The organism is Streptomyces sp. NBC_00464 (assembly GCF_036013915.1).
Taxonomy (GTDB): Bacteria; Actinomycetota; Actinomycetes; order Streptomycetales; family Streptomycetaceae; genus Streptomyces.
Window position 1 is genome coordinate 8194918 of sequence record NZ_CP107899.1, and the last position, 22952, is coordinate 8217869.

General features: G+C 69.5%; 18 protein-coding genes. 10 read left to right on the forward strand and 8 right to left on the reverse strand.

Features of this window, described 5'->3' with window-relative positions; genetic code table 11:
• Positions 1 to 130: 130 nt before the first annotated feature.
• The 5 genes from OG912_RS36705 to OG912_RS36725 all read right to left on the reverse strand — a co-directional run bounded on the left by OG912_RS36705 (position 131) and on the right by OG912_RS36725 (position 5278).
• Positions 131 to 868 carry a FadR/GntR family transcriptional regulator gene (locus OG912_RS36705; RefSeq protein ID WP_327713116.1) on the reverse strand — a complete coding sequence of 246 codons (738 nt, stop codon included), beginning with the start codon at positions 866 to 868 and terminating at the stop codon, positions 131 to 133.
• A 62-nt stretch (positions 869 to 930) separates the two neighbouring features.
• Positions 931 to 1551 carry a bifunctional 4-hydroxy-2-oxoglutarate aldolase/2-dehydro-3-deoxy-phosphogluconate aldolase gene (locus OG912_RS36710; protein ID WP_327713117.1) on the reverse strand — a complete coding sequence of 207 codons (621 nt, stop codon included), beginning with the start codon at positions 1549 to 1551 and terminating at the stop codon, positions 931 to 933.
• 62 nt (positions 1552 to 1613) lie between these two features.
• Entirely contained in the window at positions 1614 to 2567 is a 954-nt protein-coding gene (locus OG912_RS36715) for a sugar kinase (RefSeq protein ID WP_327713118.1), read from the reverse strand.
• Positions 2564 to 3508 carry a dihydrodipicolinate synthase family protein gene (locus tag OG912_RS36720; RefSeq protein ID WP_327713119.1) on the reverse strand — a complete coding sequence of 315 codons (945 nt, stop codon included), beginning with the start codon at positions 3506 to 3508 and terminating at the stop codon, positions 2564 to 2566. Before OG912_RS36720 ends, OG912_RS36715 begins: the two co-directional genes overlap by 4 nt.
• Before the next feature lie 9 nt (positions 3509 to 3517).
• The gene (locus OG912_RS36725; RefSeq protein WP_327713120.1) at positions 3518 to 5278 is read right to left on the reverse strand and encodes an IlvD/Edd family dehydratase; all 1761 of its coding nucleotides are present in this window, start codon (positions 5276 to 5278) and stop codon (positions 3518 to 3520) included.
• Positions 5279 to 5598: 320 nt separating this feature from the next.
• Between OG912_RS36725 and OG912_RS36730 the strand changes: the two genes are divergently transcribed.
• The 4 genes from OG912_RS36730 to OG912_RS36745 all read left to right on the forward strand — a co-directional run bounded on the left by OG912_RS36730 (position 5599) and on the right by OG912_RS36745 (position 13231).
• Complete coding sequence (locus OG912_RS36730; protein ID WP_327713122.1) at positions 5599 to 6639, forward strand: substrate-binding domain-containing protein; 1041 nt, start codon at positions 5599 to 5601, stop codon at positions 6637 to 6639.
• A 116-nt stretch (positions 6640 to 6755) separates the two neighbouring features.
• Positions 6756 to 8351 carry a sugar ABC transporter ATP-binding protein gene (locus OG912_RS36735; RefSeq protein WP_327713124.1) on the forward strand — a complete coding sequence of 532 codons (1596 nt, stop codon included), beginning with the start codon at positions 6756 to 6758 and terminating at the stop codon, positions 8349 to 8351.
• Positions 8348 to 9382, forward strand: a complete 1035-nt coding sequence (locus OG912_RS36740; protein WP_327713125.1) for an ABC transporter permease — start codon at positions 8348 to 8350, stop codon at positions 9380 to 9382. The genes OG912_RS36735 and OG912_RS36740 overlap by 4 nt, the downstream gene beginning before the upstream one ends.
• A 126-nt stretch (positions 9383 to 9508) precedes the next feature.
• Positions 9509 to 13231 carry a glycoside hydrolase family 2 TIM barrel-domain containing protein gene (locus OG912_RS36745; RefSeq protein WP_327713126.1) on the forward strand — a complete coding sequence of 1241 codons (3723 nt, stop codon included), beginning with the start codon at positions 9509 to 9511 and terminating at the stop codon, positions 13229 to 13231.
• Positions 13232 to 13305: 74 nt separating this feature from the next.
• Here the strand turns inward: OG912_RS36745 and OG912_RS36750 are convergent, their stop codons facing one another.
• Positions 13306 to 14001, reverse strand: coding sequence for a FadR/GntR family transcriptional regulator (locus OG912_RS36750; protein ID WP_327713127.1), 696 nt, complete (start codon positions 13999 to 14001; stop codon positions 13306 to 13308).
• A 218-nt stretch (positions 14002 to 14219) separates the two neighbouring features.
• Here OG912_RS36750 and OG912_RS36755 point away from each other — a divergent pair, with 218 nt between their 5' ends.
• On the forward strand, positions 14220 to 14975 hold the full coding sequence (locus tag OG912_RS36755; RefSeq protein ID WP_327713128.1) for an SDR family NAD(P)-dependent oxidoreductase: 756 nt from the start codon (positions 14220 to 14222) through the stop codon (positions 14973 to 14975).
• Between the two features lie 31 nt (positions 14976 to 15006).
• Here OG912_RS36755 and OG912_RS36760 read toward each other — a convergent pair whose 3' ends face one another.
• Positions 15007 to 15735 (reverse strand): GntR family transcriptional regulator, encoded by a 729-nt coding sequence (locus OG912_RS36760; RefSeq protein ID WP_327713129.1) that lies wholly within the window; start codon positions 15733 to 15735, stop codon positions 15007 to 15009.
• 165 nt (positions 15736 to 15900) lie between these two features.
• Here OG912_RS36760 and OG912_RS36765 point away from each other — a divergent pair, with 165 nt between their 5' ends.
• The 5 genes from OG912_RS36765 to phnE all read left to right on the forward strand — a co-directional run bounded on the left by OG912_RS36765 (position 15901) and on the right by phnE (position 22054).
• A complete protein-coding gene (locus OG912_RS36765; RefSeq protein WP_327713130.1) occupies positions 15901 to 17001 on the forward strand; it encodes a zinc-binding dehydrogenase in 1101 nt (366 codons plus the stop codon).
• A gap of 234 nt (positions 17002 to 17235) precedes the next feature.
• Complete coding sequence (locus OG912_RS36770) at positions 17236 to 19407, forward strand: alkaline phosphatase D family protein (protein ID WP_327713131.1); 2172 nt, start codon at positions 17236 to 17238, stop codon at positions 19405 to 19407.
• 210 nt (positions 19408 to 19617) lie between these two features.
• On the forward strand, positions 19618 to 20526 hold the full coding sequence (locus OG912_RS36775) for a phosphate/phosphite/phosphonate ABC transporter substrate-binding protein (protein WP_327713132.1): 909 nt from the start codon (positions 19618 to 19620) through the stop codon (positions 20524 to 20526).
• A complete protein-coding gene (locus OG912_RS36780; RefSeq protein WP_327713133.1) occupies positions 20526 to 21239 on the forward strand; it encodes a phosphonate ABC transporter ATP-binding protein in 714 nt (237 codons plus the stop codon). Before OG912_RS36775 ends, OG912_RS36780 begins: the two co-directional genes overlap by 1 nt.
• Positions 21236 to 22054: a phosphonate ABC transporter, permease protein PhnE gene (gene phnE, locus OG912_RS36785; protein WP_326734114.1), complete on the forward strand. Its 819-nt coding sequence runs from the start codon at positions 21236 to 21238 to the stop codon at positions 22052 to 22054. The genes OG912_RS36780 and phnE overlap by 4 nt, the downstream gene beginning before the upstream one ends.
• 69 nt (positions 22055 to 22123) lie before the next feature.
• Here the strand turns inward: phnE and OG912_RS36790 are convergent, their stop codons facing one another.
• The gene (locus tag OG912_RS36790; RefSeq protein WP_327713134.1) at positions 22124 to 22843 is read right to left on the reverse strand and encodes a GntR family transcriptional regulator; all 720 of its coding nucleotides are present in this window, start codon (positions 22841 to 22843) and stop codon (positions 22124 to 22126) included.
• Between the last annotated feature and the right edge of the window lie 109 nt (positions 22844 to 22952).

Here is a 22952-nt window from a genome sequence, read left to right on the forward strand (position 1 = left end):
CTGGGCACCTGGTTTCCGCCGGCCGTCATGCTGGTCGTTCCGGCCCATGTCGGGGGCAGCACGAACTCCACCCTGTCGTCCTTCCCCCTGCGATTCGGAGAGCGGCCACAGCCGGTGACGTGTTGCCGCGTCAGACCGAACCGGGGCTGCTGCCGAGCGCGCAGTGCGCGCCCCCTTCCAGGAGTTGTTCCACCTCGCGGTGAGCGGAATCGACGATCGCGCGGACGCACCGCGACGCATCGTCCGGGCGTCCGTCGGCGACGGCCTCGGCCACCTCCATATGGCGGCGCACCGCGTCCGCGTCCACGTGGTCCGGCATCAGAGGCAGATCGCGGCGGGCGACGAGAAGCTCCTCGGTGACCTCGGAGAGCTGGGCGAACATCCCGTTTCCCGACGCGTTCAGCAGCGCCCGGTGAAAGGCCAGGTCCGCCGCTATGAAGCCCTGGATGTCATCGGCACCGGCGACAGCCTCCATCGCCTGCGCGAGCTCGACGAGTGATCTCCGGGTGTCGGGCGATGCGCCCACCGCCGCCAGGGCCGCGGCGGACGGTTCCACTGCGGCCCGCAACTCGGTGAGTTCGCGCAACTGGGCGCTGCGGAAGGGCGAGGCCAGTCGCCATCGGATGACCTGGGGATCGTAGAGGTTCCACTCGGCCATCGGCCGCACGGTGATTCCCACGCGGGGCCGGCTCGTGACGACCCGCTTCGACTCCAGGACCCGGACCGCCTCGCGTGCCACGGTCCGTGAGACTCCGTACCGGTCCTGTACGTCCTCGAGACGCAGTACATCGCCCGCACGGATCTCCTCCGCGGCGAGGGACTCCCCGATCCGCTCGACCACCTGACCGTGCAGTCCGTGCAGTTCCACGCCACTCCCTGTAGCTCGTTCCCAAAGCGCCGGCACCCGCCGATTCTGCCGTTCCGCGCACGTCAACGCGGTTCGGCGAGCGTGCGCAGGAGAGCGACCACCCGGTCACCCGCGCCCCGGGCGCCGCCCGATGTCAAGGCCGAACCGATCCCGCAGGCCACCGCACCCGCGGCTATCCATTCCGGCGCATTGTCGATTGTCACACCTCCCGTGGGCAGCACGGGCGCCTGGGGGAGTGCGGCCCGCACCTCGCGCAGCCAGGCGGGTGAGACGGCCGACGCCGGAAAGAGCTTCAACGCGTCAGCACCCTCCTCCAGGGCGCGCACCATTTCGGTGGGTGTGGCAACGCCGGGGAAGACCGGAACCCCGTAGCGGTGGCCCGTGCGGATGACCTCAGGACGGAGGCACGGCGACACGAGGAAGCGGGCGCCCGCTTCGACGGCGGCGCGTGCCGCAGCCGCGTCGATGACGGTGCCCGCGCCGAGCAGCGCGTCAGGGCGGGTCTCGGCGAGGCGGGTCAGGGCGGTGAGGGCACGTGGTGTGGTCAGAGCGATCTCCACAGCGTGCAGCCCGGCGTCCAGCACGGCTTCCGCCGCCGCGACGGCCTCGTCCGGCCCTGCCGTGCGGATGATGCCGAACACGCGCTGTGCGGTGATGGCCCGGGTGGTTTCCCATCGGTACATGACGTTCCTGCGCTTCCGTTCGAGAAGTGGTGTGCCGGACCGGTGCGGTCCGGTCGCCGCCGTCACCGGAGGACGGATTCCGCGCCCGTGCCCGTGAAGCCGTCCAGAGCACGGGCGAGTCCGGCCCGGTCGGGCAATCCGTCCGTGTCCGTGGGGCACTGGACGACCAGCGCCGCGACAGCGGCGCCCTGGCGCAGGCACTGATCCGGACCGTGACCGAGCAGCAGACCGGAGAGGAAGCCTGCGGCGAAGGCGTCCCCCGCTCCCACGGGGTCGGCGACCGGTACGTCGAAGGCGGGCCGGCGGCAGGCATCGCCCCCACGGGTCAGGCAGGTGGCCGACTTGTCGCGGTGCTTGACGACGACCGTTGCGGGCCCGGCCTCCAGCAGGGAGGCCGGATGTGTGATGCCGAGCAGTTCCCACTCGTCCTCGCCCGCCAGCACCACGTCGGCGTGGGCCATCAGCGGGCCGACGACCTCACGCCAGCGGGCAGGGGAGCCGAGCTTGTGGCGGATGTTCGGATCGAACGAGAGCTTCGCCCCGGCGGCTCGCGCCAGTTCGGCCAGACGCCAGGTTGCCCGGTTCGCCGAGGCCGACAGCATCGGGGTGATCCCGGTGATGTGTACGAGCCGTGCCCCCTCGAACATGTCGGGCTCCAGTTCGTCCGGCGACAGCCGGGAAGCGGCCGAACCCGCACGCAGGTACTGCACGTCGATCGCACGAGCCGGGTGACTGTCACGGATGAGGACCCCGGTCGGGGCCTTCGGGTCCGTCACCGCGTACGAACTGTCCACGCCCTGTGCGCGGAGCTGGGCCAGCACGGCCCGTCCCGCCGGATCGTCACCGACGCGGCCGAGCCAGCGGACGGAATGTCCGAGCCGGGCCAGACCCGCCGCCACATTGCTCTCGGCGCCCGCGATGGAGCGGCGGAACGAGAGGGCATGTTCCAGCGGTACCCCGGGTTCGGCCAGCATGAGAAGCATGGCCTCGCCGCACACGACGACCTCGGCGCTCATCGGGCAAGCTCCGGAATCAACGGGGCGAACTGTGCACAGAAGCGGTCGATCATTCTCAGTTCCTCCTCGTCCAGCCGGTATCCCGGTGCCCGGCAGTGCGCGGACGCGAACCAGCCACGGCGCACGGAGATCTCCTTCTCCACGGCGATGATGAGCTCCACGTTCTGCATCCAGTACGAGAGGTAGGGCAGCATCCGGGTGTGCAGGGCGACGGCGCCGGTCTCGTCGCCCGCCTCCCAGCGCTTCCACAGTTCGACGTACAGCTCGGTGAAGGAGCAGCCCGGCTGCACGCCGGCCGCCCCGCGCCGCAGGGCGTCCGGCAGTTGAAGACCGGCGTAGCCGACCAGCGAGGGCAGCGGACGGGGGCCGGCGGCCAGAGCCGCTATCAGTCTGCCCGGCGGAGCCGACTCGACCTTGACCCAGCGCAGATTGGGATGCTCGGCGGCCAGCCGGAGCAGGGTGGGTGCGTCCAGTGCCGTTCCGGTCTGGGCCGGGGCGTACTGCACCACGACAGGCAGGGGATCGACAGCGGTGAGTACCTCGCGCAGATGGGCCGTGACCGCGTCCCTGGAGGGCGAGAGGAAGTGCGGTGGAAGGAGGTTGACGGCATCGGCCCCGAGCTCAGCGGCCCGGAGCGCCTGACGGACTGCCGACCGGGTGGCGTGGTCAGGCACGGAGACGATGGCGGCGACGTCGTGGCGATCCCTGGTCCGCCCCAGGAGGAGGCCGGTGAGCAGTTCCCTCTCCTCGGGGTCGAGCTTGTGGAACTCGCTCGCGAAGCCGGGGAACATCAGCGATCCGACGCCGGCTGCCAGTACCCGGTCCACCACCGTGGTGAACCCGTCGGGGTCGAGCTCTCCGTCATCGTGGAACGGGACTTCGAGGACGGGGGAGACGCCGCGTACCAGCGTGTCGAGATCCTTGTGTACGAGTGCGGACATGTCAGTTCCTCAGAAGGCTTGGCGGGGCGGGGGCGAGTCGGTCGATCCGACGAGGAAGTCGAGGTCGGCGCCGGTGTCGGCCTGCGTGACGTGTTCGGTGTAGAGATAGGTCCAGCCACGGGTGACGGGCGGCTTCGGTGGCTGCCACGCGGAGCGCCGCCGGTCCATCTCGGTCTCGTCGATCAGCACGTCGAGCCGTCGGCCGGGCACATCGAGCCTGACCTGATCGCCGGTTCGGACGAACGCCAGCGGACCGCCGACAGCCGCCTCCGGAGCCACGTGCAGCACACACGTTCCGAAGGCCGTTCCGGACATGCGGGCATCGGATACGCGCACCATGTCCCTGATCCCGGCGTCGAGCAGCTTCTTCGGCAACGGCAGGTTGCCCAACTCGGGCATGCCCGGGTAGCCGCGCGGGCCTGTGTTGCGCACGATGAGCACCGTCTCGGCGCAGGCGTCCAGTGCGGGGTCGTCGACGACGGCGAGGTAGTCCTCGATCGAGTCGAAGACGAGGGCGGGGCCGGTGTGGTCGAGCAGGTGGGGTGCGGCGGCCGACAGTTTGATGACGGCGCCGTCCGGGGCGAGACTGCCACGCACCACGGCTGTCCCCTGTCCCGCAGGCAGTACCGGGTTGTCGAATGTCCGGATGACCTCGCGGTCGTACACCTGCGCACCCACGCAGTTGGCTGTCAGGGAACGGCCCGTGACCGTCATCGTGTCGCTGTGCAACTCGTCCCGCAGGTCGTTGACGAGTGCCGGCAGTCCTCCGGCGTACGCGAACTCCTCCATCAGGAATCGCCCCGACGGCATCAGGTCGATGAGCAGGGGGAGTTCGGCTCCGAGACGGTCGAAGTCGGCTAGTTCCAGGGGCACTCCCAGCCGGCCGGCGAGAGCCAGCAGGTGTACCACCGCGTTGGTGGACCCGCCGATTGCCGCATTGATCCGGATGGCGTTCTCGAAGGCGTGCCGCGTCATGATCCGGCGCGGGGTGAGATCACCCCCCGCGATCTCAACGGCCCGTGCGCCGGACTCCTCGGCCAGCGTGCCACGCCGGGCGTCCACGGCCGGCAGCCCGGAACCGCCGGGCAGCATCATGCCCAGGGCCTCCGTCAGACAGGCCATGGTGGAGGCCGTGCCCATGGTCATGCAGTGACCCGCGGAGCGGTTCAGGGACGACTCGAACTCGGTGAACTCGTCCTGCGATATCGTCCCGGCGCGCAGTTCCTCCGTCATCCGCCAGATGTCGGTGCCGGAGCCCACGTTCCGGCCCTTGAAACGGCCGTTGAGCATGGGGCCGCCGGTGAGGACGACGGCGGGTACGCCCGCGCTGGCGGCCCCCATCAGAGCGGCCGGTGTTGTTTTGTCGCACCCGGTGAGCAGCACGACGGCGTCGATCGGGTTGGCCCGGATCTGTTCCTCGATCTCCATGGCGGCCAGGTTCCGGTAGAGCATCGAGGTCGGCCGCAGGAACGGTTCTCCGAGAGACATGGCGGGAAATTCCAGGGGGAAGCCGCCCGCCTGCAGCACACCACGCTTCACGGCCTCGGCGAGGATCTGCAAGTGGCCGTTGCACGGGGTCAGTTCGGAGAACGTATTACAGATGCCGATGACCGGGCGGCCGTCGAAGTTATGACCTCCGCGCCCCATGGCCCGCAGGTGATGGCGGGCGATGAAACCGTTCTTGCCGCCGTCGCCGAACCACGCACGGCTCCTGAGCCCCTCTCCGCCCGTGGCGGGAGCTGCGGCTGACGGTGTCTCTGGCTCTGCCATGCGTGGCCCTCCGGTGGGGTGCGGCCGCGAGGTGCTGACGCTCGAGTCCGCGCTGTGACCGTGCAGGGGCTTGCCCTGCCGACGGTTTTAATGATGCTATCAAATGACGATAGCGTGATGGATGGGCCGCACGTGGTCAGTTGCCGGAGCCGGAGGGCGCCCGTGGAACGCAGAGTGACGGGCACAGGACCTCCCGCCTGCGGCCGGCACGCCGACGACGGAACCCGTCGACGCGACCCGAAACCGCCACACCAGTCCGCACCACACGACCCCAACAGCGCTATGCGCGGCGGTCGCTGTCAGCTCAGAAGGAGATCCGCATGAACTCTTCGTCCCGTCGGCGCATCGCTGTCTCCACCGGCCTGCTCCTCATCCTCGGTCCGACCGCGGCGTGCTCCTCGGGCAAGGAGTCCGCAGGTGGCGATCCTGTAGGCAAGGCCGACGGCAAGATCTCCCTCACCTACCTGCAGAAGCAGGGCGATCAGGAGTACTTCGTGGGCGAGGCCGCGGGCGCCAAGGCGAAGGCCGAGGAACTCGGCATCGATCTCAAGGTGGTGAACCTGGGCAACGACGCCAACAAGACGGTCAGTGAAGTGCAGTCCGCCGTCGCGCAGAAGGCCAAGGGCATCATCATCGTCGTCCCCGATCCGGCCGTGGGACCGCAGGTCGTCCAGACGGCGAGGGACGGCAAGGTCGCCCTGCTCACCTCCGACGACCAGATCTGCACCACCGGACCCGACCCGGCTGCCTGCGGCAAGGACGGCCTGGTTCCGCGGATCGGGTTCAGCGGCTCCCAGATGGGCGGGGAGGTCGGAAAGCGCGCCGCGGCGGAGTACGAGAAGGCCGGCTGGAAGGCCGCCGACACGCGCGTCATCTCGGCCTGGAAGCAGGACGTCACCGTCTGCGGCGACCGGGTCGGTGCCGCCAGGAAGACCTTCGACGCCGCGGTGCCCGGCGTGAAGACCATCGACGTGCCCACCGACAACACCCCCACCGGGGCCCAGGACAAGATCGCCGCGACGATCACCGCGAACTCCAAGGTCAAGAACTGGGTCGTCTGGGGCTGCAACGACGAGAACGTCATGGGCGGGGTCACCGCGCTGCAGAATGCCGGCGTCGGCCCCGACCACGTCATCGGCGTAGGTCTCGGCGCCTACCTGGCCTGCAAGGAATGGCAGACCGACAAGCAGAGTGGCATGAAGGCCGCCCTCTTCATCAACGGCAAGGACGTCGGCGCCCTGGCCGTCCAGACCATGTACGACAGGCTCAAGAACGGCAAGGACTTCCCGCAGGAGGCCTTCGCCCCCACCACGATGGTCGACCACTCCTCCTGGAGGGCCTCCGGCCTCACCTGCGGCTGAACCGTCCCCGCCCGCACCGGCACCGGACGATGTCGCCCCGGACCGCCGGCATCCCCGGATACCGGCCCTGCACCCCTGACCACACTGCGCGCCATGCCTTCGAGGTGAACCGACACATGACCAGAGCCTCCCATCCGCCACCCGGCCAGGTCCCTTCCGAAGGGCAGCGGGCAACAGCGCTGCCGTGCCCGTCCATAGGTATTTCGGACGTCACCAAACGGTTCGGGACGGTGCGGGCGCTCGGCGGCATCACGCTCGACTTCCCGTGCGGGCAGGTCACCGCCCTGATGGGCGAGAACGGCGCGGGCAAGTCGACACTGCTCAAGATCCTCACCGGCGACCACCAGCCGACCGAGGGACATGTCCTCATCGGCGACGACAGCGTGGTGCTCGACTCCCCGGCCAGGGCACGGGCGTTGGGGATCCGGATCATTCCGCAGGAACCGGAGATCATCCCGCACATCTCGGTCGCCGAGAACGTCTACGCCGGTGCGCTGCCGCGCAAGGCCGGCAGACGTTTCGACCGGGCCGAGCTGCGCCGCCGGATCGATGCGGACCTGGCCCGGCTGGGCTTCGCCGATGTACTGGACCCGGACCTCCTCGGCTCACAGCTGACCCCGGCCCAACGCCAGCTGGTCGAGATCATGCGCGCCCTCACCGGCAGCACGACCGCGAGGCTGATCGCCTTCGACGAACCCACCTCCTCCCTGGCCGAGCACGAGGTGGACGCACTGTTCGCCCTCATCCGGCGGCTGCGCGACGACGGCATCGCGATCGTCTACGTCTCGCACCGCATGCAGGAGATCTTCCAGCTCGCCGACCGCATCGCCGTGCTGCGCGACGGCAGCCTGGTCGGCGTGCAGGAAGCGAGCCGGACGAACGAAGCGGAACTCGTACGCCTGATGGTGGGGCGCGATCTGTCCGCCATGTTCGTACGACAGCGCGTGGCAACCGACCGCCTCGTGCTCGACGTCAGCAACCTCACCACCGACGACGTGCACGACATCTCGCTCCAGGTCCATGCCGGCGAGGTCGTCGGCCTGGCCGGCCTGATCGGTGCGGGGCGTTCCGAACTGGCCCTGGCCCTCGCCGGTGATCAGCCCGTCCGCAGCGGCAGCGCCACCCTCGACGGTGTCCCGCTGCCGAGTGGACGGCCCGGCGCGGTGATCCGGGCCGGTCTGGGCCTCGCGCCGGAGGAACGCAAGGCGCAGGCGCTCTTCATGCAGCAGTCCGTCCGGGCCAACATCTCGCTGGTGGTCCTCGAGCGCCTGCGACGTTCCCGCTTCGTACGCCGCGCCGCCGAGCGGGAGCTCGCCCAGCACTACACGGACCGGCTCAGGGTGCGTACCCCATCGGTCAACCATGAAGTAGGCAAGCTGTCCGGCGGCAATCAGCAGAAGGTCGTCCTCGCCCGGTGGCTGGCGCGCAAACCGAAGGTCCTGATCCTCGACGAGCCGACCCGCGGCATCGACGTCGGCGCCAAGGCCGAGATCTACCAGATCATCGCCGACCTCGCAGCCGAGGGAGTCGCCGTCCTCGTCATCTCGTCGGAGCTGCCCGAGCTCCTCGGTCTCGCGGACCGCGTGGTGGTCATGCAGCAAGGACGCATCACCGGCGAGCTCAGCCACGGCGAAGCCACCGAAGAATCCATCCTCGCCCTCGCGATGGCCGACGACATCATCGGCGTCAGTACCCCCGGAGCCACCTCATGACCCTTACCAGCCCCCCTTCCCCGGCCGTCAAGGGGCCGTCGGACGGTGCGGCCGCCTTCCGGCCGAAGCTGCTCGCCGGGATCAGCGGTCAAAACATCAGTCTCGTCGGCGCACTCGTCCTCGTCCTCGCGCTGTTCGGTGCCCTCAACGACAACTACCTGAGCATGTCCAACATGCAGGTGATCGCCGAGGCGGCCACCATCACCGGTCTGCTCGCCATCGTGCAGACCGTCGTGATCATCTGCGGCGGTCTCGACATCTCCGTCGGCTCGCAGGCCGGTGTGGCGTCCGTCGTGAGCGCGATGGTCTTCACCAGCACCGGAACCAACGCCTTCCTCGGCATGGCGGCCGCCGTCGCGGTCGGCCTGCTCGTCGGCGCACTGAACGGCCTGGTCATCGTCTACGGCCGCGTCAATCCCACCATCGCCACCCTGGCCGGCCTCGCCGCGTACAAGGGACTCGCCCAACTGCTGTCCGACGGACGGGCCCAGGGCTATGTCCTCAACGACGACGTCTTCATCTTCCTCGGCCGCGGGAAGATCGCCGGCCTGCCCGTCATGGTCTGGATCCTTGTCGTCGTCGCCCTGAGCGTCCATCTCCTGCTCCGCTACACCGACATCGGCCGCAACATCTACGCCATCGGCGGCAACGACACCGCCGCCCGCCTCGCCGGCATCAACATCAACAAGTACTTGATAAGCGTCTACGCGCTCATCGGTGTCGTCGCCGCGATCGCCGGAATCCTGCTCACCGCCCGTACCGGGTCCGGCCAGCCCACCTCCGGCAGTGAAGGGCTCGAACTCAAGGCGATCACCGCCGCCGCACTGGGCGGCGCGGCTCTCAAGGGAGGCAAGGGCGGCATCGGCGGCACGCTCCTGGCCGTAGCCCTCCTCGGAGCCCTCGAGAACGGGCTCACCGTCCAGGGCATCAACTCCTTCTGGCAGAACGTCGCCCAGGGCGCACTCCTGGTCGTGGCCGTCGTCATCCAGCAGCGCCGCAGCGGCGAACGCGCGGTGGGACTTCCCGGCTGACGCACGCGGCGCAGCCGCACGACCCGCCCCAAGGGTCTCCCAAGAGAGGAGGAACCCTCCCTCGGATCACCTACGCCCCACACTCATCGATTTACCTAGCAGCCTAGTTGTCAAGAAGGGTTTGACGTGACGTTCTCTCACCGCCGCACACCTTCGGACCGCACGGACTCCGCAGCGCAGACCGACGGGTTCACCCGTCGCAGCGCGCTGAGGGGCCTGGCAGCGGCGGGATTCCTCGCCATCGCAGGTGATGTCTTTCTTGCCGCACCCGCGCATGCCGCCACGGCACCGCCCGTGATCCCGCCCCTGCCCGAGACGGTCTCCGGAGTACGGACCCCGCTCGTGCCCGTCACTTCCGGATGGCGCTGGACGTCCAGTCCTCCGGCATCGTTCTGGGCGTCGGGGACCGACACCTCGTCGTGGCACCCGCTCGACGTGCCGGGCGAACCGGCACTTCAGGGCGAGACCGTACCCTCGGACACCGAATGCGCGTACTCGGTCGAGGTCGCCGTTCCGGCGGACTTCGCCGGCAAGCGCGTCATGCTCCGTTTCGACGGCGTATACAACTATGCCCGGCTGTGGGTCAACGGAACTGCCGTACGCACCCACGACGGCGGCTTCACCACGTGGTACGCCGACATCACCTCCCTGGTGACACCGGGCCGCAAGGCGGTCGTCACCCTCGGCGTCACCGACCGGCCGACCAGCATCGCCGGTCAGTCCGACTACGCGCACCACATCATTGGCGGCATCCTGCGCGATGTGACGCTCGTGGCCCTCCCCGCCTCCCACCTCACGAGGCTGCACGCGGACACGACGTTCGACAGTGGTTACAAGGACGCGACGCTCACGGTGACCGCGGCCGCGGCGATCAAGGCCGGGCAGAGCGGAACTGCCGTGCTCACCCTCACCGATCCGGCGGGGCGGCCGGTCACGATCACGCCGTCGAAGATCACTCTGACCGGGGCGGAGACCCAGCAGCAGGCGGTGATCGCTGTCAGGTCCCCGCTCAAATGGGACGCGGAACACCCCCACCTGTACACCCTGAAGGCGACGTTCACCGCTGGAGGCGTCTCGCAGACGGTGACCCGGGCGATCGGATTCCGCCAGGTCAAGGTCGAGGGCAACCAACTGATCGTCAACGGCAAGCCCGTGCACCTGCTGGGCGTCTGCCATCACAGCATCACGGAGAAGCAGGGCCGTTCGACGAACCCGGACATGGAGGAGCAGGCCGCCCGGCTCTACAAGGAGGCGAACTGCAACTTCATCCGCACCTCGCACTACCCGCCGACACCGGGCCTGCTGGACTGGGCCGACCGCCTCGGACTCTACGTCGAGGTCGAGGCACCCGTCTGTTTCCAGCAGAGCACGGTCGACGACCCCGCCTATACCGAGCAGTACATGACGCAGTTCGCCGAGATGATCGAGCGCGACCGCAGCCACCCCAGCGTGATCGAGTGGTCGGTGGGCAACGAGAGCGGCATGGGGCGCAACTTCGCCTCGGAGAACACCTACGCCCATGAGACGGACCCCTCACGCCCGACGCTCTTCGAGGACATGGGGCAGCGCAACGGGGGAGACCAGACCGACATCTACAGCGGTCACTACCCCAACCTCCAGAACGCCAACGGCAACGCCGGCCAGCCCATCCAGTACGGCGAGTTCGCCCATGTGCCGTGCTACAACGTGGCCACGCTGAAGGAGGACCCCGGGGTGCGCGACTACTGGGGCCACAGCATCGCGAAGCTGGCGGCCAAGTTCCGTGCCACGGACGGAGTCGTGGGCGGCGCGATCTGGGCGGCCATCGACGAGGTGTTCCACCTGGCCAACGGGCCGGTGGGATACGGCGAGTGGGGCATCATCGACCTGTGGCGGCGCCGCAAGCCCGAGTTCTGGCTCACCCAGAAGGCCTACTCGCCGGTGCAGATCGCGGACGGGGTACTCACCGGCCTGACCCCGGGCGGGGCGATACCGGTGTCCGTCATGAACTGGCACGACCACAGCAACCTCGGCGAACTTACGGTGAGCTGGCAGACAGGCAGCAGATCGGGCACCCTCCAGGGAGTCGACATCGCGCCCCGGCAGAAGGGCACTGTGACCGTCCCGGCAGGCGCCTGGTCGGCGGGCGACACTCTCCGGCTCACCTTCCGGCGTGGCACGGCACTCGTGGACGACTACCGTCTCTCGCTCAACACCCGTGCGAAGCCCTCCTTCCCGTCCGACAGCGGCACCGTTCCCACCGTCGGCGAGACCGAGGGCACCATCACCGTCACAGGTGTCGACGCGCCGTTCACGGTGGTGTTCGACAAGCGCACCGCACGGCTCACCGACGCATCCGCCGACGGCACCGTAATCCTCACCAGCGGCCCGGATCTGGTGATCTCCCGTGCGGTTCCCGGTCAGTGGGCGGGAGCGTCGGCGAGTGCGCGTACGGCCGACGGGCAGGTGGTCGTCACCCTGAAGGGGCGCTGCGGCGCCATCGACACCACCTTCGAAGTGGCGGTCAGCCCCCGCGGGCTCCTGACCACGACCTACACGCTCGCCAACCCTCCCTCCGGCCAGGTCAGCGACGTCGGCGTACGGTACGTCCTCGCCGACGGCACGGACACCCTCAGCTGGCAGCGGGACGCCCAGTGGACGGCGTACCCCGACGACCACATCGGCCGGGCCGCCGGCACCGCGACCCGCGGTCGGGCTGCCGGCGCCGACGGTTACCGCACGAAGCCGGACTGGTCGTGGGCGCAGGACACCCACAGCTACTTCCTGTTCGGCAAGGACGGCGCCGCACACTGGACCAATGACTTCCGCAGCACCAAGGCGCAGGTCAGGGTTGCCAGGGCCACCACGGGGAAGACGGGCCCGGGTGTGCAGGTCGAGTCGGATGGCACCGACTCGGTCCGGATGGCACCGATCGAGCCGGTGCTGATCGACGACTCCTCCCCGGACATCGTCTACACAGGTGCCTGGACCCACGCGGACGCGAGTGCGGACTACACCGCCGGTGATCTGTTCGGAACGGAGTCCTTCACCGATGCCACAGGGGCGGCGGCGGAACTGACCTTCACGGGCACCGGAGTCGGACTGTACTCAGCCCGGGCGGACAACCTCGGCATGGTGAGGATCTCGGTGGACGGCAAGCCCGCGGAGACGATCGACCTCTACGGCCCCGGCAAGGTTCCGGCTCAACTCGTCTTCCGGAGCGCATTGCTGGCGTATGGCCGGCACACCGTAAGGGTGGAGTGCACCGGCGACAGGAACGCCGCGTCCAAGGGGGCCTTCGCGCTCGTCGACGCGTTCCAGGTGGTGGATCCGGTCATCGACGACGCCTCGGAGAAGGTCGTCTACACGGGGTCATGGACGCATGCGGACTCGGAGACGTGGACGGACGGGGATCTCGGGAGCACCGAATCCTTCAGCAGAAGCACAGGTGACACGGCGACCGTCAGGTTCTGGGGCACCGGAGTCCGTGTTGTCTGTCCCAAGGGCCCGAACCAGGGAATCGCCGAGATCTCCGTCGACGGCGGGACCGCCACCGAGGCGGACCTCTACGCACCGGGCAAGCAGTTCCAGCAACGGGTGTTCGAACGTACCGGTCTGGCCGAGGGCGAACACACCGTCCGCGTACGGGTGACCGGCCGCAAGAACGCTGCTGCCACGGACGTCCATGTGGTGCTCGACGCGTTCGAGACGCTGACGAGCGACTCGTTCCCGAGCCGGGCTCCCGGAGTCGCCCTGATCGTCAGCGCCCGCATCAACTACCCGGACCTGGCCTGGGGCAACTACATCGATCCTGCGATCACGCTGCCGGCCGGCTGGAGCGGCACGGCTCGGGTGCGACTGCTGCCCTGACCGCTCCCCGGGCGGCATCACTGTCCGGGACTTCCGGCCGGAGTGCAACAGCCCGGACAGTCGTCCGGGTCGCATCACAGCCCGAGGTCGTGACCGGTCTCCGCGAGGTGGTCGGTCATGGCCTCGGCCGCACGGTCCCCGTCGCCGGCGGCAATTGCGTCGGCGATGCGCCTGTGCGCCTCGACGGTGGCCTGCTGGCTCACGCCCCGGCGCGCCCGCCCGTGGTAGCTCGCCCTGCGCGAGTCGAGCAGGATCCCGTTCATCGCCGTGAGGACGAAGGAGAACAGGCCGGATGCCGCCAGTTCCGCCACTGCCTGATGGAAGGCCAGATCCGCCGCGATGAACGCCTCCCGGTCACCGGCAGCGCCGCCCATCCCGTCCAGTGCGCGAACCACTTCCGTCATGGAGCCCTCACCCGCGGCGACCCGGGCCGCGGCCCGCCGTGCGAGCTCGGCCTCGATCACGCGCCGGGTGTCGAGCAGGTCCACCAGATCCATCGAGTTCTGGCTGAGCCGGAAGTCGATGATCTGCTCCAGGACAGCGGGCGCGGGGATCGCCACACGCGCACGCTTTCCCTGGCTGGAAACGAGGACACCGCGCGCGACCAGCGTGCGGATCGCTTCGCGCACCGCAAGACGGTTGACGCCGTGCCGCTCGGCGAGTTCGCCCTCGGCCGGGATCTCGTCACCCGCGCGCAGCCCGCGCAGTTTGATCTCGCCGATGATCTCCTGCGCCACGTGGTGGCTCAGCGTCGTCCGCACGATCGTCATGCGCCCACTCTCTCACCTCTCCGGAAGCACGGTCCGGGCCGTCTTCCGGTTTCGAACCACAGATTCCTTGGCAGCCTAGCTGCTAAGTTCGGTCGTGCTCGCATCGGAGCGGCACGCCGAACGAGGCCCAGGCGGCGCGGAATTGCCCGGCCGCCACTCTGTGGGCTTCGTGACCACCTCGACGGCACCCCGCGCCACGCGCGGAACGGAGGACCGACATGAATGACCTGACCGGCGAAGTAGTACTCGTCACCGGTGCTGCTCGTGGCATCGGCGCCGCCGTCGCCACCACGGCGGCGGCCGCCGGCGCACAGGTGGGCCTGCTGGACATCGACGGCGACGGCGCACGGGAGACCGCGCGGCTCATCGGCCCGGCGGCGGGCTGGGCGGCATGCGACATCACCAGTGAGGACCAGGTCCATGACGCGGTGTCAGCACTGCGTGAGCAACTCGGCCCGGCTACGGGCCTGGTCAACAACGCGGGACGGAACTCCTACGCCGACGTGGTCTCCATGACCACCCAGCAGTGGGACGAGGTGTTCGGGGTCGACCTCAAGGGGGCGTGGCTCATGGCCAGGGCCGTGCTGCCGGCCATGATGGGCCGGGGGCGGGGCGCGATCGTGAACATCGCCTCCATGCACGCCACGATGACCTGCCCCGGCATGTTCCCCTACGCCTCGGCCAAGGCGGGTCTGGTCGGTCTGACCCGCAGCATGGCCCTGGAGGTGGGTCCGAAGGGCATCCGGGTCAATGCGGTCAGCCCCGGATACATCGAGACCGATCTGCTGGCAGAGTACTTCGATCAGGAAAAGCCAGAGGTCCGGGAGGAGGCCGTCTCCAAGCACATCCTCGGCCGGCTCGGTACCCCCGACCAGGTCGCCTCCGTGGTTGCCTTCCTTCTGTCCGACGCCGCAGGCTTCGTCACCGGGGCCGACTGGGCCGTCGACGGAGGCGTGTCCGCCCGGTTCGCCTGAGGTGCGAACGCAGCAGGGGCGGCGGCCGCGCTCAGAGCATGGCGGTGCGGGAGCTGCGGGTGTTGGTGACCGTCACGGTCGCGGTGTCCGAGCGGTAGCGGTCCTCGGACCATTCGACGGGAGTGCCTTGGGAGTCCGTCGTCAGGCGCCGCTCCCTGAGCAGCGGGAAGCCCTCGGGGACTTCCAGCAGCTTCGCGTCCAGTGTGTCGGCGGGTACCGCGTCGAACGTGTGCCGGGCGGAGTGCAGATCCACGCCCTGCTCGGTGAGCAGGGCGTAGATGGAGCCGGCGTCCAGGTCCGCGGAGATCAACGGGCGGCCCACCGACTCGACATACGTCATGCGTTCCAGCATCGCGGGGCGTCCGTCGAGCAGACGCAGTCTGACGAGCTGGACCGCGAGGTCGTTCGGGTTGATCTGCAGGGCCGCGGCGATCTCCGGTTCGGGGCGGCGCAACGCGATCTCCTGCAGCTGCTGGCCGGGGGAGTGGCCGGTGAGTTCCGCACGGCGGGTGTAGGACAGGAACGACTCGAACGGCTGGGTGGGGACGGTGTCCAGCACCACGGCCCGCTTGCCCTGGCCGCCACCGATGAGTCCTTCGTCCCGCAAGGTGGCGAGGGCCTGCCGGACCGGTCCCCGTGACGCCGAGAACTCCTCGCAAAGCTGCGACTCGGACGGCAACGACCCGCCGACCTCAAGGTTCCCGGAACGAACCCGATGACGGAGTTCGGCTGCGATGGTCCGGTGCAGAGGGGTGGCCATGGACTTGACCCTACAGGTTTTGCTCCCGCCGCTCCGGTCTCCGGTCAGCCGGTCGTCCGCGCCCTGCCAGGCATTGAACAGCCTCTGCATCCCCTGTTCACCCAGAGTTTCGCTCCAGCCTCGAAAAGATGTCTATACAGGTGACTTACTCGCTTGCAAGTAATCATGACGGATTGGGTTGACGCGATGCCTGGGACGATCTCCGACGGACCTCTCGACGTCCACTACGCCCGCTGGGACGGCGTCGACCGGCCGTTCGCACTGGTGGCGACCACCACCCCCAGGTCGCCGGGTGAAGGCGAGGTGCTGGTGCGGATCGACCTGGCCACGGTGTGCGGCAGCGACCTGCACACCGTGAACGGCAAGCGGCCCTCCCCGGTTCCGGTGCTGCTGGGGCACGAACAGGTGGGCACCGTGCTGGCGGTGGGCCCGGGATCGCCGTCGTGTGTGGACGGCACCCCGGTGGTGCCGGGGCTGCGGGTGGTGTGGTCGGTCACCGCCTCCTGCGGGTCCTGTCCGCGCTGCCTGCGCGGCCATCCGCAGAAGTGCCGGGAGCTGCGCAAGTACGGGCACGAGCCGCTGGACGAACGGGCCCCCCTGACGGGTGGGTTCGCCACCCACTGTGTGCTGCTGCCCGGGACCGCCATCGTCGCCGTACCCGATGAACTGCCGGACGCGATCGCTGCTCCGGCATCCTGCGCAACCGCCACCGTGGCCGCGGTCATCGCCGCCGCCGGCCCCCTGGAGGGGCGCGAGGTGCTGGTCACCGGCGCGGGCATGCTCGGCCTGACGGCGGTGGCGATGGCCGCACTCGGGGGCGCCCGCGTGACCGCCGTCGATCCGTCCCCGGCCCGGCGGGTGCGCGCCGGACAGTTCGGGGCCGCCCGGGTGCTGGACGTGAACGAACCGCCGGGCCCGGCCGACATCGCCCTGGAGCTGTCGGGCCGCACGGACGCGGTCCGGACGTGCCTGTCCGCCCTCGACGTCGGCGGCACCGCCGTGCTGGCCGGCTCGGTCTCCCCGGCGGACGCCGTACCCATCGACCCCGAGTGGCTCGTGCGCGGCCTGCGCACGGTCACCGGTGTCCATAACTACCGCCCTGCCGACCTCCATTCGGCCGTGGCGTTCCTCGCCGCCCGCCATGCCGCCCACCCCTTCGCCGACCTGGTGGAAGGGGCTCATTCCCTGAAGGATCTCGGTGCGGCCGTGCGGGCCGCGCAGGGAGCGGATGCTCCGCGTCAGGCCGTTCTGCCGCGACTCGGCTGAACCGGCCGCCCCCGCGACCGCCGGCCACGGAACGCGTGACCCCCGGTGCGGATGAATATCACGCAGCGCGTCGATGGTCCGCGTGAACTCCGCATGACTTGTCGACACAAGCTATTGCCGCCCGCCGCACTGTCTGCCGGCGTCTGCGGCACAGGCCCCGAAACGGGCACCCACCACTCGGTCTCCGTATCCGCACAAGGCGGACCCGGAGGCTGCGCTCCCAAGGAGAAACACATGCCGGACAACAGTCTGGACCGACGGAAGATACTGACGGGCGGTGTCGCCGCAGCTCTCGCGGTCGGTGTCGCCGGCCCGGCGTCAGCCGCGAGCGGCGCGCCGCTCGCCGCGGACGACACCGCCCCGCTGTGCGCCGCCGTCCTGGAGTACGAAGACCCCTGGACCAAGGCCCTGGGCCTGGCCGAACTGCTGCGGACCGCGGGCTTCGAGGTGGTGCCGCTCGACCTCACGCTGGCAGCCGACGAGCAGCCTCAGCGGGTCGACCTGATCGCGTTCGGCACCTTCACGAACAACAGCGACGACTACCTCGACTACGTCGCCGACCAGGCCGATTCCCTTCGCCGGTTCGTGGCCGACCGAGGTGTCGTGCTGGACCTGGCGCAGTCCGACCAGTACGGCGCCGCAGTCGCCTATCTGCCGAGCGGTGTGTCGGCCGTGCGGACCGACGCCGACTACGACACGATCCACCCGGTCGACGCCGGCCACCCGCTCGTCAAGGGGCTGCGCGTCAGCAACGGCCGGCTGTTCACCGGCCGGAACGCCAGTCCGCGGGTGAGCTACGAGACGGTGCAGCGGTGGAGTTCCATGCGGGTCCTGATGGCCTGCTCCGCCTCCGGGTTCCCGCCCGCGCTGCTGGAGGGCCGGTTCGGGGCCGGCCGGTTCCTCGTCACCAGTCTGACCGTTGACAAGATCCGCAACAGTGCGGGCGTTGTGGTGCAGCCGGCCGATGCGGTGGCGGACAGCGAGGCGTTCTTCACCGCGCTGGCCGGCTATGTCGCGTCGGTGCGCAGCGGGACGGCGCCCGCCGTGGTGCCGACGCCGATGCCGCCCGAGCAGCCGGTCGGGCCGATGGTCGGCCACACCGAACCCGGCAACGCCCGGATCTGGGCCCGCCCCGGTCTGGACCCCTCGCTCTACTCCCGCTGGACCTGCGCCTACCGGGAACTGGACGGGAAGGGGAACAAGGCCTGGCGCACCGTCACCACGGCCGTCGAACCCGGCAACGACAACACGCTCATCGCCCAACTGCGGGGACTTGCCCCCGATACGGCGTACGAGTTCACCCTCACCCCGGTCAGGGAAGCGGCGGGCTTCACGCCGATGACCGGCTCCTTCACCACCTCGCCCGACCCGGACAGGCCCTCCGTGGTCACCATGGGGATGGGCTCGTGCGGCCCGTCGGTCCCCGACCATGTATGGACGGCGATCATGGACGAGGGCTGCGACAGCTTCGTCATGCTGGGCGACACGCCGTATGTCGACAGCTCCGACCTGGAGGTGGCCCGCCGGAAGCACCGCACGTTCCTGGTGCAGCCGGAGATCTCCCGGCTGGTCTCCTCGATGCCGGTCTGGGCCACCTGGGACGACCACGACTTCGGCGGCAACGACTTCCACGGCGACTACAAGAGCAAACGCCAGAACCGCACCGCCTTCGTCAACTACCGCGCCAACCCCAGCTTCGGGCAGAGCGCGGACGGGAAGATCCTCAAGCAGCGCACGGACGGCGAGGGTGTCTATACATCCTTCCGGCGGGGACCGATCGAGGTCTTCCTGCTGGACCCGCGCTGGTTCAGCCGTACCGCACCGAGCTGGGCCGACAGCACCCAGGTGACCTGCCTGGGCACGGTGCAGTGGGACTGGCTCCGCAAGGAGCTGAGCCGGAGCACGGCCCCGTTCAAGGCCATCGCCACCGGCATGATCTGGGACGACAAGCAGAACGCGGAGAAGGACGACTGGGCCACCTACTCCTACGAGCGGGACGCGATCTACGACTTCATCGCCGCGGAGAAGATCCCGGGCTGCTTCCTGATCGGCGGAGACATCCACGTCTCCCGTGCCCTGAGCTACGGCCCCCGTGTCGGCTACGACCTGTGGCAGTTCATTGTCAGTCCCATGCACGACAGCACCATCCCGAGCCTCAACGTGCCCAGCCCCTACCTGGTGCACAGTGCCGTCGAACCGCACGTCTTCCTCAAGCTGGTCGCCGACACCACGCTCGACATGCCGACCCTCACGGCGACCTGGATCAACCGCGACGCCGAGCGCCTCTTCGAGGTGACCCGCACCGCGGCCGAACTCGGTCACACCTCCTACCCGAGGCGTCCTGTGCACACCCACCACGGCCGGGACGAGAACCCCGGCGGCGGACGCGGACACAGCCACCGCTGAGTCGCACCCCCGGCCCTCCCGGCCCTGGCCGCGGGGGCCGGGCAGCTCACTGCCGACTCACAGATGAACAGTTGGCAACCTGTCGATACAAGTGTTGACCGGGGTGGCTGTGGCTGAAACGTTGGCCACAGCCGCCCCGGCGAGCGACTCCCCCCACCCCGTACATCTGCCGCAACCTTCCCCGTGCTGTCCTCGAACCCGGAGTTCACCGTGCCCGTCCGCCCTTTCACTCTTGCCACTTCGCTCGCCGTTGTCGCCATGCTGTCCCTGAGCGCCTGCGGCGGCAGTTCGGACGCGGCCGAGTCCGCGACCTGCCCCGGCGGCAAGATCCGCTTCGGTGTGGAGCCCTTCGAGGACCCCGCCAAGCTCACCCCTGCCGCCAAGGTCCTGGCCGACGCCCTCGGTGAAAGCCTGTACTGCGAGGTGGAGTTGACCATCACCGAGGACTACTCCGCCGAGGTCCTCGCCATGGAGAACGGCAAGCTCGACATCGCCATGTTCGGCCCCCTCGGCTACGTCTTCGCCAGCGGGCGGGCCGAGGCGGAGGCCATCGCCTCGTTCGGTGACGGCAAGGGGAAGGTGTCCAGCTACACCGCCGGCATCTGGGTGCCGAAGGAGTCCGCCGTCAAGACGGTCGCGGATCTCAAGGGCCACTCCCTCGCGCTGGCGTCCGTCGGATCGACGTCGGGCGACGCCCTGCCGCGCCAGGCGATGCTCGACGCAGGCCTGAAGAAGGACGACGTCAAGGTCAACTACGCCGGAGGCCACCCGGAGGCCCTGCTGGCCCTCGCCAAGGGCACGGTCGACGCCGCCGAGATCAACTCCCAGCAACTGGCGAGCGCCACTGCCGCCGGAACCTTCGACCCGTCCGGGTTCCGGCAGGTGTGGGGCTCCGACCCGATCCCGAACGACCCGATCACCGTCCGGGGCAGCCTGGACGCCGAGTTCAAGAAGGCCGTCACCGACGCCCTGCTGAAGCTGCCGCCGGACAAGGTGGGCAAGATCGGCGCCCTCCTCGACGTCGACCCGCCGGCGCCGCTGGTCGCCGTGGACAAGTCCACGTACCAGCCGCTGTTCGACCTGGCCGCGGCCCTGAACCTGACCGAGAAGGACGTCTGATGCTCGCCCTGTCCGGGATCACCGTGCGGTACGGGGAGCGGCAGGTGCTGCACGGGGTGGACGTCGACGTCGCCCGAGGCGAACTGCTCGCCGTACTCGGGGCCAACGGCTCCGGCAAGTCGACCCTGCTGCGAGCAGCCGCCGGCCTGGAACCGTTGGCGGCAGGCACCGTGAGCATCGACGGGAGGCCGTGCGCGCCGCTGGACACCGCCGTGGTCTTCCAGCACATCCACCTCGTGCGCCGGCGTACCGTCCTGGAGAACGTGTGCGCCGGTGCCCTCGGCCGGCTCCGGCTGCGGCACTCGCTCATCCCCGCCCTGTTCCCGCGCGCACTGCGGGAGGAGGCGATGGCCTGCCTGGACCGGGTGGGTCTCGCCGACCGGGCGCACGACCGCGCGGGCAGCCTCTCCGGCGGCCAGCAGCAGCGCGTCGCCGTGGCCCGTGCCCTGTGCCAGCGCCCCCGTGTGCTGCTGGCCGACGAACCGGTGTCCGCACTGGACCCGGCCGCGTCGGAGCAGGTACTCGCGCTGCTGGCCGAGCTCGCCCACGAAGCGGGCCTGGCCGTCCTCGCCGTCCTGCACCAGCCCTCGCTCGCCGCCCGCCACGCCGACCGCATGGTCGGCCTGCGAAACGGCCGGGTGGTCCTGGACGGGCCACCCGGCCAGAACGTCGACGCCCTGTACCGGGCCGCGGTTGTGGAGGCCGTTTCATGATCGATCTCAACGAGGTGCGGACGCTTCCCGTCCCCGCGAAGCCCGCCCGGACACGGGCCACGGCCGTGGGAGCCGTGGTCACCGCCGCGGTGGTCACCGCTCATGTCATCGCGTGGAACACCACGGACATGTCGTTCGGCGCACTGGCCGAGGGCTGGGGCGGCATCGCGGACTTCCTGGGCGACGCGATCCCGCCCGATCTGAGCTGGGAGGTCCTGGAACCCAGCCTCAACGGTGCTCTGGTCACCCTGTGGATCGGGTTGCTCGGCACGACGTTGTCCGTGCCGTTCTCGCTGCTTCTGGCACTGCTCGCGGCACGCGGGACCGCCCCCTCGACGACGGTCTACCAGGCGGCGCGCTCCCTGCTGTCCTTCCTGCGCGCCGTACCCGACGTGGTCTTCGCCCTGATCTTCGTCACCGCTGTCGGGCTCGGGCCCTTCCCCGGCGTACTGGCGCTGCTTCTCCATAACGTCGGTGTGATGGGCAAGCTGTGGGCGGAGGCGCTGGAGGACGCCGACCCCGGTCCGGTGCAGGCCCTGCGTTCGGCGGGGGCCGGCCGGATCCAGATCGCGGCGCACGCCCTGCTGCCGACCGTGACACCCCAGCTGATCGGACTGCTGCTGTACCGGCTCGACGTCAATGTGCGTGCGTCGCTGGTGCTGGGACTCGTCGGCGCGGGTGGGATCGGCTTCCTGATCAACCAGTCGATCAAGCTCTTCCAGTTCGACGAGATGCTGACCCACATCCTGGTCGTGCTGGTCCTGATCGTGGCCGTCGACCGGCTGTCGGCATGGGTACGGCAGCGCCTGGCCTGACCGCCGGCCGTGACATCCGCGGGCCACGGACCGCGGTTCGCGGAAGGCCGTCAGGCGTGGGGAAGCGGCTCAGGCATCGGTTCCACGCGCGAGCTGGCGCCGGAGGCTGAGAGCGAGATGCTCCGTCATGGCCTCGGCGGCGCGGTCGGCCTTCCGGCGCAGCACGGCGCGCACGACCCGCTCGTGCTCGGCCAGCGTCGGATCCTCGGTTGCCTTCATGTTGCTGAGCCGGAAGATGTGCAGGTGCGAGTGGAGCCGTTCGACCGCATCGGCGAGCAGGGGCCGATGCGACGCGGCCGCGAGCGCGTCGTGGAAGCGCTGGTCCAGGACGGCGAAGTCGCGGTAGTCCGCGTAGCGGCCCGTCGGTCCCGGAAGCGTCCGCATCTCCTCGACGATCCGCTCGATCGTGTCCAGCTGTTCCTCGGTGGCGTGCGTCGCGGCCAGGGCCGCGGCCCTGGGCTCCAGGAGCAGCCGCATCTCGAAGAGCTCCTCAAGTCCCTGCTGGGTCAGCAGTTCGGTCGCGCGGTAGCCGGAAAGAGACCGCTTGACCACCAGGCCGTCCGCTTCGAGGCGGGCCAGGGCCTCACGAACAGGTGTCGGTGACACCCCCAGGGTCCGCGAGAGGGCATCGATGCCGACGCGGGCACCCGGCGCGATCTCATGGTCCATGACCATGGCCTTGATGCTCTCGTAGACGCTGTCCGAGAGCACCTGTCTGGCAGGTTGCGCGGCGGGTGACTTGCCGCCCGGTTCCTTGAGCCCGTCGGCGGAACGGTCCTGCGTGGGCATCCGTTCTCCTGTTGCTCGGGACCTCTGGGGACAGTCGTAGTTTAGCCAGCCGGGAGTGGGGGCCGTGGCGAACTCCGAGGTGGGGCGCTCGTGAGCACGGAAGGCCGGG

Coding starts and splice junctions, on each gene's coding strand:
- OG912_RS36735 (WP_327713124.1), top strand. CDS start 6,756: ATGACCAGAGCCTCCCATCCGCCACCCGGCCAGGTCCCTTCCGAAGGG.
- OG912_RS36750 (WP_327713127.1), bottom strand. CDS start 14,001: ATGACGATCGTGCGGACGACGCTGAGCCACCACGTGGCGCAGGAGATC.
- OG912_RS36730 (WP_327713122.1), top strand. CDS start 5,599: ATGAACTCTTCGTCCCGTCGGCGCATCGCTGTCTCCACCGGCCTGCTC.
- phnE (WP_326734114.1), top strand. CDS start 21,236: ATGATCGATCTCAACGAGGTGCGGACGCTTCCCGTCCCCGCGAAGCCC.
- OG912_RS36760 (WP_327713129.1), bottom strand. CDS start 15,735: ATGGCCACCCCTCTGCACCGGACCATCGCAGCCGAACTCCGTCATCGG.
- OG912_RS36720 (WP_327713119.1), bottom strand. CDS start 3,508: ATGTCCGCACTCGTACACAAGGATCTCGACACGCTGGTACGCGGCGTC.
- OG912_RS36725 (WP_327713120.1), bottom strand. CDS start 5,278: ATGGCAGAGCCAGAGACACCGTCAGCCGCAGCTCCCGCCACGGGCGGA.
- OG912_RS36780 (WP_327713133.1), top strand. CDS start 20,526: ATGCTCGCCCTGTCCGGGATCACCGTGCGGTACGGGGAGCGGCAGGTG.
- OG912_RS36755 (WP_327713128.1), top strand. CDS start 14,220: ATGAATGACCTGACCGGCGAAGTAGTACTCGTCACCGGTGCTGCTCGT.
- OG912_RS36740 (WP_327713125.1), top strand. CDS start 8,348: ATGACCCTTACCAGCCCCCCTTCCCCGGCCGTCAAGGGGCCGTCGGAC.
- OG912_RS36765 (WP_327713130.1), top strand. CDS start 15,901: ATGACGGATTGGGTTGACGCGATGCCTGGGACGATCTCCGACGGACCT.
- OG912_RS36770 (WP_327713131.1), top strand. CDS start 17,236: ATGCCGGACAACAGTCTGGACCGACGGAAGATACTGACGGGCGGTGTC.
- OG912_RS36715 (WP_327713118.1), bottom strand. CDS start 2,567: ATGAGCGCCGAGGTCGTCGTGTGCGGCGAGGCCATGCTTCTCATGCTG.
- OG912_RS36710 (WP_327713117.1), bottom strand. CDS start 1,551: ATGTACCGATGGGAAACCACCCGGGCCATCACCGCACAGCGCGTGTTC.
- OG912_RS36790 (WP_327713134.1), bottom strand. CDS start 22,843: ATGCCCACGCAGGACCGTTCCGCCGACGGGCTCAAGGAACCGGGCGGC.